The sequence below is a fragment of the Candidatus Bipolaricaulota bacterium genome (assembly GCA_021159055.1).
Classification (GTDB): Bacteria; Bipolaricaulota; Bipolaricaulia; order UBA7950; family UBA9294; genus S016-54.
The window spans coordinates 1-12146 of the sequence record JAGGSO010000136.1; the positions used below are offsets into that span (position 1 = coordinate 1).

Here is a 12146-nt window from a genome sequence, read left to right on the forward strand (position 1 = left end):
GGTTGACGGAGAAGTCCTGTGTCGAAGGTCAGCCTTCCCCGGGAGGAGCAGCTTGAGGAAGACAAGGGGCAGGATGTAGTCCTTGAATTTGGGGGCGTCGAGCGGTCCGCGGATGACGCACGCCGCCTCCCATAGCCAGTTTTCCAGTGCGGATATGTCAAGTTTTCCCAATTCGAATCCCCTTGCGAGTTTTCAATTCAGCTCCAGTCTAGCACTCGCCGGCTGGAAGGAACAAATCATCTACTTCTTTTGCTGCAGGTATATTCGCACGCCGCAACGAGCAGCCGCCTGTCGCAGCGTTTCGTCCTGCGTAGCCAAGGGGAGTCCCATCCGCATCGCTAGGTTCAGATATGAAGCATCGTAAGCGGATAGCTGCTGCTCCCGTGCCAGGGCTGTTATCTCTCCCAACATCCGCTCCGGCGCCTCCGGCTGGACAACGATGGGAAGCTCCTGCAAGAGCGCTAAGAACTGCACCGCATCCGCGTGGGCGATCCGGCGGCGCCGCTCGGCCACGAGGATTCCATTCCCCACTTCAAGCGGCCATACCGCGGGCACTATAGCCTCGGCGACCTCCAATGAGTCTAATACCGCATCGGTATAGGCATTGGATTCGTCTTCCAGCCCCCATGCCAGCGTCACCGATGCGTCGAGGATAAAGGAGGGATCAGGCATCAGATCCGCCCTTCTTCGATTAGGTCGCGTATTTTTAGGCCATCGAGGCGATGTCTCTTGCGAAACTCCTTGATAGCGGCGATCACCTCTTTGGGATCGCGTTCTTGCGCGCGGCGGAACGGCTCGAGCACGGCCACAGGTACCCCGTGCTTGGTGATCACGATCCGCTCCCCGTTGGCCACCCGATGCAACAACTGGGAGAGCTTGGTTTTGGCTTCATAAGCGCCGACGGTGAGCATCCGCCACCTCCTTTAGACCAGTCTACGACTAGTATAATCTGTTGTCGAAAGATGGTCAATTGCTTCACCGCCGTCGGAACAGGAACCCGATGAGGGTGAGGATCGCGGAGATGAGGAGCATGGAGGTGATCGGAATGTAGATCACAAACCCATCCCGCTTGATCAGAATGTCGCCCGGGAGGCGTCCCAGGAACGGGATCTTCCCCCACAGAAACAGCCCGACCAGGACGAGGATCACTCCTGTGATCACAAGGAGCTTTCCCAATGCAGTGAACCCTTCCATGGCGAAAATGATAGCAGATTCCCCGCCGTTAGGTGTAGGGGCGGGTTTGAACCCCGCCCTGGCAATCCGCCATGCGTTGCCTATTTCGCGGTGGCAGGTTATCCTGAACCGGAAAGGAGGGATCAGATGACGGATATTCTGATCTTCGTTGAGGAAGGCTACGAGGAGTTCGAGCTCTGGGTTCCCTACTACCGGTTCCTCGAAGCCGGATTCACGGTGGAGGTCGTGGGAGCTGAGAAGGGACGAATCTATGCCGGAAAGCACGGGATCGAGGTGCGAGCAGAGCGGGCGTTCTCCGAGGTCGATCTCACCGGGGTGCGGGCGCTCGTCATTCCAGGCGGATATGCCCCGGATCGGCTGCGGCTGCACGACGCCGCAGTAAAGCTGGTGCAGGAGGCCGATGAAAAGGGGATCGTGATCGCGGCGATCTGCCATGGGGGCTCGGTCCTCGTCTCCGCCGGGATCGTGGCCGGACGCCGCCTCACCTCCTATCGCTCGATCCGCGACGACCTCCGCGCCGCTGGGGCGGAGTGGGTGGACGAGCCGGTGGTGATCGACCGCAACCTGATCACCTCGCGCACCCCGCGCGATCTCCCCCGGTTCCTCCCCGCGATCCTGAACGCGCTTAAATGACCGGCACCCTGTACATCGTCGCGACCCCGATCGGAAACCTCGATGACATCACCCTGCGGGCGATCCGGACCCTGCGCACGGTGGACTACATCCTCGCCGAGGACACGCGCACGACGTCCCGGCTCCTCGCCCGCTACCGGATCGAGACCCCGTTTTACAAGAGCTACTACCAGGGGGTGGAGAAATCCCGAGTGGAGTCGGTGTTGCGGCTCCTGAAAGCCGGAAAGGATCTCGCCCTTGTCTCTGACGCCGGGACACCGCTGGTGAGCGATCCCGGCTATCCACTCGTCCGCGCCGCGGTCGAGCGCGGGATCAGGGTCGTCCCGATCCCCGGGGCGTGCGCCGCTCTCGCCGGGCTCGTCGCCTCCGGCCTCCCGCCGGACCGGTTCTGCTTCGAGGGAATCCTCCCTCGCAAGGAATCCGAGCGCCGCAAACGGATCGAGGGGCTGATAAACGAGACGCGAACAATGATCATCTACGAGTCGCCCCACCGCCTCATCTCCACCCTCAAGATCCTGTCCGAGCTCATCCCCGAGCGGGAGGTCGTTCTCGCCCGCGAGCTCACCAAGCGGCACGAGGAGTTCATCCGCGGAACCCCGGCGGAGCTCCTCCACGCCGTGGAGGCCCGCCCGGTCAAGGGGGAGATCGTCCTCGTGATCGCCGGAGCACAGGAGGAGGCCAGGGCCGAAGGGGCGGATGCGGAAAGGCTCGTTTCGGTGCTGAGGGAAGAAGGGGTGAGCAGCAAAGCGGCGGTCCGAATCCTAACCGAATTTACGGGCATCCCCCGCAACGAGGCGTATCGACTGGTTCACTCGGGCTAGGTGTACTTGTCGGCGACCGAGGAGGCAGCGTACGCCTGCGGCTTGATGCGCACGGCGAACCCGCTTCCAATGATCATCCCCACTACCTCATCGATCATCGCCTTGGTGCGGCCGTTCTTCCCGATGTCGACGTGGATCTCGAGGTTGAACGGAAGGAGGGAGGCGGCGGACAGCCGCGCGAGGAGGCGCTGGGCCAGCTCGAACGACAGCCATGCCTCGCGCCAGATCTTCTGCCGCAGGGACGGGATCTTCGGCTCGCGCCGCCGCGTCCAGAAGTAGCGGCCGCCCTTCCCGATCTTGTGGATTACGATCGCGCTCACCAAATCGATCATCTCTGTCCCGGTCGAGGAATCGGTGCCGACAAGGATCTCATAGCGCGCCTTTGGGTCAGCCTCCATCTCCGCGATGATCTCTGCGACCACCTCATCGAAGCTGAGGGCGCCGGCGTGAGGATTATAGAATTCTAGACTCTCTTCTTCTCCGCTCATCCCTGCGATCATAGCACCGAAGTGCGGACAGTGCAAGATGATCCCGGTGGGAGGATCACCGCTCGCCGTTCCGGATGAAATCGAGATAGCTCTGAAGGATGAGGACAGCAGCAAGGGAGTCGCGTATTCCACGTCGTTTCTTCCGCGACACGTTCGCCTGGAGGAGGACCCGCTCCGCCTCGGTGCTCGTCATCCGTTCGTCGAACGTCACGACCGGGATGGAGAGCTGTGCCCGCAGCCGGTCGGCGAACACCGCGACCTCGTCCGCCATCTCGCCGGCCGTGCCGTCCATGTTCAGCGGGAGGCCGATCACGATCCGCTCCACCCCGCTTTCCCGGACCAACCGCGCGATGTGTTCCACGTCGGAGCGTATGTCCGTTCGGATATACACCGGGAGCGGGCTGGCGATGATCCCGTCCGGATCGCTTATCGCAAGCCCGATCCGCACCGTTCCGTAATCGATCCCCAGGATGCGCATCAGCTTCCGATGATCTCAAGCGCCCGGCGCACGAGCTCCTCCACCGACAGGTCCTCCCCCCGCAGCCGCTCCAGCGCCTGCCGCGCCTCGCGCGGGGAGAAGCCGAGCGACTTCGAGGTGAGAGCACGCAGGGCGAGCTCTTCCCGCTGGGAGAGCGGGGACAGGTCGATCCCGGCTCCGAACTCGCCGCCGAGCTTGTCGCGCAGCTCGACCACGATCCGCTGCGCCGTCTTGCGCCCGATCCCCTTCACCGCGGTCAGTCTCTCGACGTCCCCGGACGCGATCGCCCCGACGAGCGCTTCGGGCGGGAGGGCGGACAGAAGCTGCAGCGCGAGCTTGGGACCGATCTGCCCCACCGGGAGGAGCGCCCGGAACAGCTCCCGCTCCGCCTCGGTCGGGAACCCGTACAGGTTGATCGCATCGTCGCGCAGGACGAGGTGGATGTACATAACCGCCTCCTCGCCGCGGCTCATCTCGGCGATCGCCCGACTCGGGCAGAAGACGCGGTAGGCGATCCCACCGGTCTCGATCACGATGTGATCGGTTCCGATCCGCACCACCCTCCCGGTTATCGAATCGATCATCCCGTCTCCTTCATCTTTCCCCGCCCTCCGGTCGCCTCCTGGAGAGCCCGCGAGAACGCGGGGATCCGGCTCCGGGGAAGGATGAGCCTCGCCTTGCCCACGGCGCCGTAATCGATCCCCTCGACTTCCGCCCCGAACCGATGGATGAGGCTCATCACCGGCGAGCTGAGCTCGGGGGAGAAGCTCACCTCCACCCGTGCCTGCGGCACCCGGACCACGATCTCCGCGGCCTCGATCGCAGCCCGGGTCGCATCACCGTAGGCACGGATCAGCCCTCCGATCCCGAGCTTCACCCCCCCGAAGTAGCGCACGACCACCCCAAGCACATCGTACAGGCCGGCTCCCTCCAGCGCTTGCAGGATCGGCGGACCGGCCGAGCCGGCCGGCTCCCCGGCGTCATCGGCCCGGGCGATCTCCCCGGAGACCAGCCGGTAGGCGGAGCAGCGGTGGGTCGCATCGTGGTACTCCCGCCGCAGTCCGTCGAGAACCCTCTTCACCTCCTCCTCGGAGGAGACAGGGTAGAGGAGCGCGATGAATCGCGACTTCTTCCGCGACAACCGCGCCTTGACCGGCGTGGCGATCGTGCGATAGGAGTCGATCATCCTGCTCCCTCGAGCCGCACTTCCGGCTCTCCCTTCAGGGACTCGACAAGGGTGAACGCATCCCAGACGTCCTTCTCCTCTCCCTCGATGAGGATGGAGACGCTCCCGGCTCCGGGCCCGACCCCGCCGGAGGCGACATGGGTCGCCCGCACCGGGAACAGGAGCTCCAACGCATCGACCTCGGTCACGGTCCGCCCGTGCAGGGGGAACATCCCGGCAGGAGTCCCCATGCACAGGTCGATCCTCCCGATCCCAAGCTCCTGGCTGATCTCGGAGATCGGGGTGAACACGGCCTTGCCAAGCCCGATCGGGATCACGAGCTCGGCCCCGCGGGCGACGGCCGGAGCGATGTACCTTCCCACCGTCCCCCCGGTCTTCGCGCTCGTCAGGACCCCGACCGCTCCCCATGGATCGATCGCGTTCCCCCCCTTGATCAGCACGTCCCCGGCGGAAAGGGAGGAGAGGATCTCGTCCGGCTCCAGCTCAACGCGGATTCCGTCCTTGATGACGATCTCCCCCATCTCCCCGAGGCGGGAGTTCACGTTCCAGCGGTCATCGATGAACCCGGCGGCGAACGCGCCACGGTCGATCGACTCCCCCAAGAGCTCCTCGGCGACGAACGCGTTCGTCGTCCCGAGGGTGATCACGATCATTCCCGCCTCCAGCGCCCGCTGCACCGCGGGCAGGGCGGCGACCCCCTTGGCGATCAGGCGCTTGGAGCCGCTCGGAGAAAGGACAACGCAGGCTTTCACTCTTCCTCCCTGTTTGCAAAGGTATCTTCCGATATGCTATAAACTTCAGCGCTTCAATTCAAAAACTCAACCCCAGGGTGATCGAACAAGATGACCTACACCAAAGAGGAGTACGAGAAGGAGTTGCGGGAGTTCAGGTGGGATATCCCCCAGGATTACAACATCGTATCGGTGGTGGAGAAGCACGCGGAGAAGAATCCGGACAAGGTGGCGATCTTCTGGGAGGACGCGGCCGGAAACGCCCGTCAGGTGACGTTCGGTGAGCTTGTGGCTGGAGCGCACCGGTTCGGGGACGCGCTGATGAAACTCGGGGTGCGGAAAGGAGATCCGGTGATCCATGTCCTTCCCCGCGTTCCCGAGGCGCACATGGTGCAACAAGGGACGTTCGTCGCCGGCGGGGTCGCAGTCCCGTGCTCGGAGATGCTCAAAGGGAAGGAGATCGCCTACCGGGCGCAGGTGAGCGGGGCGAAGGTGGTCGTCGCCCACGTCGCGACCGCGGATGAGGTGGAGAAGGCGCGGGGGGATTCTCCTTTGGAGACGTTCATCCTGATCGGAGGGGAGAGGCCCGGATGGCTGTCGTTCGAGGAGCTGATGGCGGAGGGAGACCCCAACGTGAAGAAGGTCCCGCTCACCGTCGATGACCCGATGACGATCAACTTCACCTCGGGGACGACCGGGAACCCGAAACCGGTGATGCACAAGCACCGCTGGATGTACTGCCACAACCGGATCACCGCCAGGTATTGGTGGGACGCATCAGAGGAGGACGTGATCTGGGCGACGACCGCGCCGGGATGGGCGAAGTGGTACTGGAGCCCGGTCGGGGTCGGGCTGACCACCGGAGCGAGCCAGCTCATGTACAACGGCCGGTTCGACGCCGCCCGCTACATGGAGCTGTTGGAGAAGTACAAGGTGACCAAGCTGTGCGCCACCCCAACCGAGTATCGCCTGTTCGCCCAGCTACCGGACCTCTCCAAGTACAAGCTCTCTTTGAAGGACGCCGTATCCGCGGGAGAGCCGCTCAACGTGGAGCCGATCGAGGCGTTCAAGCGCGCGTTCGGGGTGACGATCCGCGACGGCTACGGCCAGACCGAGAGCGTCTGCCTGGTATGCAACTACCCCGGGATCGAGGTGAAGCCGGGGGCGATGGGAGTCCCCACTCCTGGGACAGGGGTGACCTTGATCGACGAGAACGGGAACCCTGTGCCCAAGGGCGAGGTCGGGGAGATCGCGGTGCGGCCGGACAACCCGGCGATCTTCGACGGATACTGGAAATCGCCCGAGCTGGACAAGGAGGCATTCGCCGGTGGCTGGTACCGCACCGGCGACCTGGCGCGGATGGACGAGGACGGGTACCTGTTCTTCGAGGGGCGGGCCGACGACGTCATCCTCACCTCGGGCTACCGCATCGGCCCGTTCGAGGTGGAGGACGCGCTCGTCTCCCACCCGGCGGTGGTCGAGGCAGCGGCGATCGCCGCGCCGGATCGCACCCGGGGCGAGATCGTGAAGGCGTTCGTCATCCTCGCCGACGGATACACCCCGTCGGAAGCGCTGGTGAAGGAGCTGCAGGAGCACGTGAAGCGGGTCACCGCCCCGTACAAGTACCCGCGGGCGATCGAGTTCGTGGATGAGCTTCCCAAGACGACGAGCGGGAAGATCAAGCGGGCCGAACTGAAGCGGCGCGAGTGGGAGGGTTGGGACCGCGGATGAGCCGGACGATCGGGATCGCCGTCGCGTTGCTCCTTGGGTTCAGCCTTGCCGCGTTTCCGTTCGGGATAGATGCGGGGATCGGAGGGTACACGCTCGACCTCTCCGCAAGCTTCGGCAAGCTGGAAGGGGCAATCGACGCGGCGGGAACCGCGCTCGGGCTGTCGCAGTCCGACATCGATGACCTGATCTCAGAGGTGGAAGGGGGACTGCCCGATATCACGGTCGTCCCCCTTCCGTTCCTCCACGGGACGGTCGAAATTGGGGTTCCCCTTGCGGTGATCGATTCGGTCAGGATCACCGGCGGAATCCTGACCGACGGGATCATCCGCGGGATCGCCTCCTCGGTGGGAGAGCCGATCCCCCAGCCGCTGATCGACGAGACGTTCGATACCAGCGCCGGGCAGGGGAGCGTCAGCGTCGACGTTTCTTTCGCTTCCTACCTGCTCAAGGTCGAGGTTGCAAAGCGGTTTGACATCTTCCTCACCGCGGTCGACATCGGGCTCGGGGCAAGCTGGATCTCTGGAGAGATCAGCCCGCAGCTCGACGTTCAGGTCCCGGCCCAGTACGAAAGCGGCGTGGCAGATGCGGTCTCCGCCTTGCACCTGGACGGGCTTTCCTGGTCGGCGATCGGGCTGAACGCCGGGCTCGGGATCGAGCTCGGTCCCCCGTTCCTCCGGCTGCGGGCGGAAGGGGATCTGCTCCTCATCCTGTCCGCGGGGTCCGGCTGGTGGGGAATAAAAGTCGGTGAAATCACCGCCGGGGTAGGGATTGCGGTGAAGTTCTGACATGGACGACAAGCAGTTGGTGCAGCTGGCGATCGAAGCGCGCAAGAACGCGTACTGCCCGTACTCGAACTTCCCGGTCGGGGCGGCCCTCCTGTGCGCCGATGGGACGGTGTACACCGGCGTTAACGTGGAGAACGCCTCCTACGGGCTGACGGTCTGCGCAGAGAGGGTAGCGATCTTCAAGGCGGTCTCGGAGGGGAAACACGATTTCGTGAAGCTCGCTGTGGTCTGCAATGCAAAGCGCTGCTCCCCATGCGGGGCGTGCCGCCAGGTGATCTACGAGCACGCACCTGACATCGAGATCCTGATGGGAAACCCGAACGGGGAGTTTACCCGGACCACGATCCAGGCGCTCCTCCCTCAGGCGTTCGAATCGGGCGATTTAGTGCCCGAGTGATTCTCCCCCGATCCGTTCGTGGATGAGCGGGGGCGGTTCCACCGGACCATCTACGATCCGGTAGGCATCCGTCACCATCTCCCGCACGCGGGTGAGGTTGGCGGCATCGTTCACGTGGAGGACCGCGAGGACATCCCCTGCGTTCACTCCGTCTCCGATCTTGCGCACGACCTCGATCCCGACTGCGGGATCGATCACGTCGTCCACGGTAGTCCGGCCCGCTCCGAGGAGTCCGGCCGCCATTCCGATCGCAAGGGCGTTCAGTTCTCCCACGACGCCCGCGCGCGGTGCGGTGATCTGCACCAGCTTCCGCGCTTTGGGGAGGACGTCCGGATCGTCGATCACCCGCACGTCACCACCCTGGGCCTCGACCAGGGTGCGGAACTTGGCAAGCGCGCTTCCGTCGTGCAGAAGCCCGCGTAGGTACTCCCTAGCCCGTCCCCGATCCTTTTCTTGCCCAGAGAACACGAGCAACTCCGCCCCAAGGGCACAGCACAGCTCCTCCAGATCGCGGGGGCCGTGTCCTTTGAGGGTGTCGATCGCCTCTTTCACCTCGAGGGAGTTGCCGACCATGTGCCCGAGCGGCTGCGACATGTCGGTGATCAGGGCAGAGATCCTCCGCCCGAGCTTTGCTCCGATCGCTACCAGCGCCCGCGCCAGCTTGCGCGATTCGTCGATCTCAGGGATGAACGCACCGGCCCCGGTCTTCACGTCGAGGACGATCCCCTTTGCTCCGCCCGCGATCTTCTTCGACATGATCGAGGAGACGATGAGGGGGAGGGATTCCACCGTGGCAGTGACATCGCGCAGCTCGTACAGGATCCGATCGGCCGGAACCATGTCCGCGGTGTGGTCGGCGAGGGCGAGGCCATTTTCGCGCACCAATCTGAGGAACTCCTCCCGCGACAGATCAGTGCGGAACCCGGGGATCGACTCGAGCTTGTCGATCGTTCCCCCGGTGTGGCCGAGGGCGCGGCCGGAGAGCTTGGCCACGACCAGCCCAGCGGCGGCGAGGAGCGGAATCAGGACGAGTGAAGTCGTGTCTCCCACCCCACCGGTCGAGTGCTTGTCCACCGGGTAGCCAGGCATGTCGGATAGGTCGTTCATCGCCCCGGAACGGGCCATGACGTCGGTGAGATCAGCCGTCTCGCGGTCGTCCATCCCTTGAAAATAGACCGCCATTAGAAACGCGGTGATCTGGTAGTCGGGGATCGATCCGTCCACCGCCCCGGAGATCAGGTATTCGAGCTCCTCCCGCGTGAGGGCCTCTCCGTCCCGCTTCTTCCGTATCAGCTCAACTGTATTCATGTTGCTCATTCTACAGTCTCGATGAAAGACCGCAACCGAGCCGGTATACTTCCTGTCGGAGGTGGTAGGATGCCTAGTTTCCCGAGGTTTTTGTTCCGGGTGAAGGATCGGTATATCGAGGAAGAGGCGAAGAAGATGGTGGAGGCGTTCGGGATCAAGGACATCGAGATCCGGCGTGACGACACGATCAAGGACGCGTGGCTCGAGGACAACGTCGCACTGAAAACGACCTACGGGTTGGACGACATCCGTGAGTACCTGGAGGAGCTGACCGGCAAGAAATAGGGCTAGCTCAATCGGGCACGAAGCCGGGACGACGTGTAGTCGATTATCCACACGGTGATCATGATGAGGAGCATGAGCGTTCCGGCGCTGCGGTAGTCCCATACCTTCATGTATTGGATCAAACGCTGCCCGATCCCGCCTCCGCCGACGATCCCGATGATCGTCGCCATACGCACGTTGATGTCCCACCGATATAGGGTGAACGATAGGTAAGGGTTGACGATCTGCGGAATAATCCCATACAGGATGACCTGAAGGCGGTTCGCTCCGGTGGCGCGGATCGCCTCCACCGGTCCGGGATCGATTGATTCCAACCTCTCGGAATAGAGCTTGGTCAGGTCAGCGATCGAATGAACGAACAGGGCCAACACCCCGGGGAACGCCCCCACCCGCACCCACACAAGGAAGATGATCGCCCATATGATCGCGTCGATCGAGCGGGTGATGCTGATGCTTATCCGCACGATCATGTAGATCGTGCGACCGATAATCCCGTGAGTGAGGTTACGCGCAGCGAAGAAGCTGAGCGGGATGGCTACTATGACCGCAAACAGGGTGGCCATGAACGCCATATAGATGGTGACGATCAAGAGGCTGACTCCGTCGCCGACGATTGAAAGATCGGGATGTAAGAACTTATTCCACACCGGCGCGGTCTTCGACGCACCGGTGAACAGGGCACGAAGGTCAACCTTTGTGATCAACGATGCCGTAACCAAGGTGACTACCAAGATCACCACCATTCCGACCGACCAGCTGCGCGTGTACCACGGACGCGGTGTTTCTTCGACCTCGCTTACCCGTACCGTCTTGAGCCCGCTTACCCGCTCGTGTAGGGGGATGTAGTCACTTCTCCATAAAAGTGGTAACAAGAAGAAGGGAGAAAAATGCCAGAGGAGGTAACGCACAAAGTGTCGGGCCAAATTATCATCTGCGGCAGGGGAAAGACGTAGCCCGAGAAGGCGCATCCCGATCGAGACCCCGAAGTTTTCCCACAGGGCAGTTGCCTCGACCACCACGATGAGCATCACCCACCAGGGAAGGCTCGAATAACTTTTCACGTGGTAAAATAGGGCATTTACGGCGTATGAAGTCATCGTCCACAGATAGAGGAGGGCGATAAGGTCGGTGAGGGAGACGAAGAGTCGGCGGCGGATGAGGGAGAATCCCCGGGCAAATTTCTTGAGGAACTGAGGCTTGTCGGTCATGAAACCGGCATAGTATCGATCCTTCATCAGACGATCTTCTCCCTGACCCGGCCACTGATGTAATCAAGGGCCCACACCACTACGGCGATGGTGAATACCACCGCGCCCACTTGGTTCCACGCGTTAGGAAGCCTCCCCACCTGTCCCTTGTAGTAGAAGAGGATCCTTCCGATCCCGCCCCCGCCGACAAGTGCTATCACTGTCGCCATGCGGACGTTGATGTCCCACCGATAGAGGGTGAACGCAAGATAGGACGGGATAATCTGTGGGACAACCCCGTACAGGATCACCTGCCAGCGCCGCGCGCCAGTGGCGGCGATCGCCTCGAGCGGCCCAGGATCGACGCCTTCCACCTGCTCGGAATAGAGCTTTCCTAAAGCCGCGATCGTGTGAATCGTGAGGGCGAGAACCCCGGCAAACGGGCCGAACCTGACCCAAATGGCGAATATAATCCCCCACAGGAGCGACTCGATCGAGCGGATTACGTTGAACACCCCGCGCATGAAGCCGTAGACGAGCCAGCCAAGCGGGCTGAACCCCATGATGTTGCGCGCCCCCAAAAAACTCAACGGGAACGCAATTATCCCACCGAGCAAGGTGGCGAGGAAAGCCATGAAGATCGATTCGATGATCCCACTCAGGATCGAGGTGTGAAGCTCTGGATCCGGCACAATGAAGTGAGTGAAATCCGGTGTAAGTAGGGCCTTCCACAGGTACCCGGACTCCTCCGCCCGGTCGATCAGGATCCCAAGGTTGATCTTTGTGGTGAGCCACCCCACCCAGACGGTTACCCCGATGAGGATGACGGTCATCACGCCGCGGTTCGTCTTGTACCACGCCCGCGGTGGGATGAGCGGCATCACGTCCTTGATCTCCTTGACGACGAACATCTGTGTCCCGG

General features: G+C 62.8%; 18 protein-coding genes. 6 read left to right on the forward strand and 12 right to left on the reverse strand.

The features are described from left to right. The 4 genes from J7J55_07075 to J7J55_07090 form a co-directional block, all read right to left on the reverse strand. Positions 1–171, reverse strand: a 171-nt coding sequence (locus J7J55_07075) for a type I restriction-modification system subunit M N-terminal domain-containing protein (protein MCD6142461.1), incomplete at its 3' end; no start/stop codon positions are given. A gap of 69 nt (positions 172–240) precedes the next feature. Beyond that, positions 241–672 (reverse strand): type II toxin-antitoxin system VapC family toxin, encoded by a 432-nt coding sequence (locus J7J55_07080; protein MCD6142462.1) that lies wholly within the window; start codon positions 670–672, stop codon positions 241–243. After that, positions 672–911 (reverse strand): type II toxin-antitoxin system prevent-host-death family antitoxin, encoded by a 240-nt coding sequence (locus J7J55_07085; GenBank protein MCD6142463.1) that lies wholly within the window; start codon positions 909–911, stop codon positions 672–674. The genes J7J55_07080 and J7J55_07085 overlap by 1 nt, the downstream gene beginning before the upstream one ends. Before the next feature lie 64 nt (positions 912–975). Continuing rightward, positions 976–1194, reverse strand: a complete 219-nt coding sequence (locus tag J7J55_07090) for a DUF2905 domain-containing protein (protein ID MCD6142464.1) — start codon at positions 1192–1194, stop codon at positions 976–978. 126 nt (positions 1195–1320) lie between these two features. Between J7J55_07090 and J7J55_07095 the strand changes: the two genes are divergently transcribed. Next, the gene (locus J7J55_07095; protein MCD6142465.1) at positions 1321–1827 is read left to right on the forward strand and encodes a type 1 glutamine amidotransferase; all 507 of its coding nucleotides are present in this window, start codon (positions 1321–1323) and stop codon (positions 1825–1827) included. Beyond that, positions 1824–2648, forward strand: a complete 825-nt coding sequence (rsmI, locus tag J7J55_07100; protein ID MCD6142466.1) for a 16S rRNA (cytidine(1402)-2'-O)-methyltransferase — start codon at positions 1824–1826, stop codon at positions 2646–2648. Before J7J55_07095 ends, rsmI begins: the two co-directional genes overlap by 4 nt. Here rsmI and J7J55_07105 read toward each other — a convergent pair. The 5 genes from J7J55_07105 to J7J55_07125 are packed head-to-tail and all read right to left on the reverse strand — an operon-like array spanning position 2645 to position 5552. After that, the gene (locus tag J7J55_07105; GenBank protein ID MCD6142467.1) at positions 2645–3136 is read right to left on the reverse strand and encodes a ribonuclease H-like YkuK family protein; all 492 of its coding nucleotides are present in this window, start codon (positions 3134–3136) and stop codon (positions 2645–2647) included. The two genes, rsmI and J7J55_07105, sit on opposite strands and share 4 nt — an antisense overlap. A gap of 55 nt (positions 3137–3191) precedes the next feature. Then, entirely contained in the window at positions 3192–3614 is a 423-nt protein-coding gene (ruvX, locus tag J7J55_07110) for a Holliday junction resolvase RuvX (GenBank protein MCD6142468.1), read from the reverse strand. After that, positions 3614–4198 carry a Holliday junction branch migration protein RuvA gene (gene ruvA / locus J7J55_07115; protein ID MCD6142469.1) on the reverse strand — a complete coding sequence of 195 codons (585 nt, stop codon included), beginning with the start codon at positions 4196–4198 and terminating at the stop codon, positions 3614–3616. The genes ruvX and ruvA overlap by 1 nt, the downstream gene beginning before the upstream one ends. After that, on the reverse strand, positions 4195–4800 hold the full coding sequence (locus J7J55_07120; protein ID MCD6142470.1) for a YigZ family protein: 606 nt from the start codon (positions 4798–4800) through the stop codon (positions 4195–4197). Before J7J55_07120 ends, ruvA begins: the two co-directional genes overlap by 4 nt. Next, positions 4797–5552 carry a hypothetical protein gene (locus tag J7J55_07125; GenBank protein ID MCD6142471.1) on the reverse strand — a complete coding sequence of 252 codons (756 nt, stop codon included), beginning with the start codon at positions 5550–5552 and terminating at the stop codon, positions 4797–4799. The genes J7J55_07120 and J7J55_07125 overlap by 4 nt, the downstream gene beginning before the upstream one ends. A gap of 90 nt (positions 5553–5642) precedes the next feature. On the opposite strand from J7J55_07125, the gene J7J55_07130 reads away from it, so the two are divergent. Genes J7J55_07130 through cdd form a run of 3 tightly spaced genes read left to right on the forward strand, consistent with a single transcriptional unit; the run spans position 5643 to position 8444 of the window. Further along, positions 5643–7262, forward strand: a complete 1620-nt coding sequence (locus J7J55_07130; GenBank protein ID MCD6142472.1) for an AMP-binding protein — start codon at positions 5643–5645, stop codon at positions 7260–7262. Next, positions 7259–8047, forward strand: a complete 789-nt coding sequence (locus tag J7J55_07135; protein MCD6142473.1) for a hypothetical protein — start codon at positions 7259–7261, stop codon at positions 8045–8047. The genes J7J55_07130 and J7J55_07135 overlap by 4 nt, the downstream gene beginning before the upstream one ends. 1 nt (position 8048) lies before the next feature. Next, positions 8049–8444 carry a cytidine deaminase gene (gene cdd, locus J7J55_07140; GenBank protein MCD6142474.1) on the forward strand — a complete coding sequence of 132 codons (396 nt, stop codon included), beginning with the start codon at positions 8049–8051 and terminating at the stop codon, positions 8442–8444. Here cdd and J7J55_07145 read toward each other — a convergent pair. Beyond that, positions 8430–9752: a thymidine phosphorylase gene (locus tag J7J55_07145; protein ID MCD6142475.1), complete on the reverse strand. Its 1323-nt coding sequence runs from the start codon at positions 9750–9752 to the stop codon at positions 8430–8432. The two genes, cdd and J7J55_07145, sit on opposite strands and share 15 nt — an antisense overlap. Positions 9753–9821: 69 nt before the next feature. Between J7J55_07145 and J7J55_07150 the strand changes: the two genes are divergently transcribed. Beyond that, entirely contained in the window at positions 9822–10037 is a 216-nt protein-coding gene (locus J7J55_07150) for a hypothetical protein (protein MCD6142476.1), read from the forward strand. A 2-nt stretch (positions 10038–10039) separates the two neighbouring features. Here J7J55_07150 and phnE (J7J55_07155) read toward each other — a convergent pair whose 3' ends face one another. Together phnE (J7J55_07155) and phnE (J7J55_07160) are read right to left on the reverse strand one after the other, a co-directional pair. Next, positions 10040–11272, reverse strand: coding sequence for a phosphonate ABC transporter, permease protein PhnE (gene phnE / locus J7J55_07155; GenBank protein ID MCD6142477.1), 1233 nt, complete (start codon positions 11270–11272; stop codon positions 10040–10042). Continuing rightward, positions 11272–12146, reverse strand: an 875-nt coding sequence (phnE, locus tag J7J55_07160; protein MCD6142478.1) for a phosphonate ABC transporter, permease protein PhnE, incomplete at its 5' end; no start/stop codon positions are given. The genes phnE (J7J55_07155) and phnE (J7J55_07160), both read right to left, overlap by 1 nt.

Coding starts and splice junctions, on each gene's coding strand:
- J7J55_07080 (MCD6142462.1), bottom strand. CDS start 672: ATGCCTGATCCCTCCTTTATCCTCGACGCATCGGTGACGCTGGCATGG.
- J7J55_07085 (MCD6142463.1), bottom strand. CDS start 911: ATGCTCACCGTCGGCGCTTATGAAGCCAAAACCAAGCTCTCCCAGTTG.
- J7J55_07090 (MCD6142464.1), bottom strand. CDS start 1,194: ATGGAAGGGTTCACTGCATTGGGAAAGCTCCTTGTGATCACAGGAGTG.
- J7J55_07095 (MCD6142465.1), top strand. CDS start 1,321: ATGACGGATATTCTGATCTTCGTTGAGGAAGGCTACGAGGAGTTCGAG.
- rsmI (MCD6142466.1), top strand. CDS start 1,824: ATGACCGGCACCCTGTACATCGTCGCGACCCCGATCGGAAACCTCGAT.
- J7J55_07105 (MCD6142467.1), bottom strand. CDS start 3,136: ATGAGCGGAGAAGAAGAGAGTCTAGAATTCTATAATCCTCACGCCGGC.
- ruvX (MCD6142468.1), bottom strand. CDS start 3,614: ATGCGCATCCTGGGGATCGATTACGGAACGGTGCGGATCGGGCTTGCG.
- ruvA (MCD6142469.1), bottom strand. CDS start 4,198: ATGATCGATTCGATAACCGGGAGGGTGGTGCGGATCGGAACCGATCAC.
- J7J55_07120 (MCD6142470.1), bottom strand. CDS start 4,800: ATGATCGACTCCTATCGCACGATCGCCACGCCGGTCAAGGCGCGGTTG.
- J7J55_07130 (MCD6142472.1), top strand. CDS start 5,643: ATGACCTACACCAAAGAGGAGTACGAGAAGGAGTTGCGGGAGTTCAGG.
- J7J55_07135 (MCD6142473.1), top strand. CDS start 7,259: ATGAGCCGGACGATCGGGATCGCCGTCGCGTTGCTCCTTGGGTTCAGC.
- cdd (MCD6142474.1), top strand. CDS start 8,049: ATGGACGACAAGCAGTTGGTGCAGCTGGCGATCGAAGCGCGCAAGAAC.
- J7J55_07145 (MCD6142475.1), bottom strand. CDS start 9,752: ATGAATACAGTTGAGCTGATACGGAAGAAGCGGGACGGAGAGGCCCTC.
- J7J55_07150 (MCD6142476.1), top strand. CDS start 9,822: ATGCCTAGTTTCCCGAGGTTTTTGTTCCGGGTGAAGGATCGGTATATC.
- phnE (MCD6142477.1), bottom strand. CDS start 11,272: ATGAAGGATCGATACTATGCCGGTTTCATGACCGACAAGCCTCAGTTC.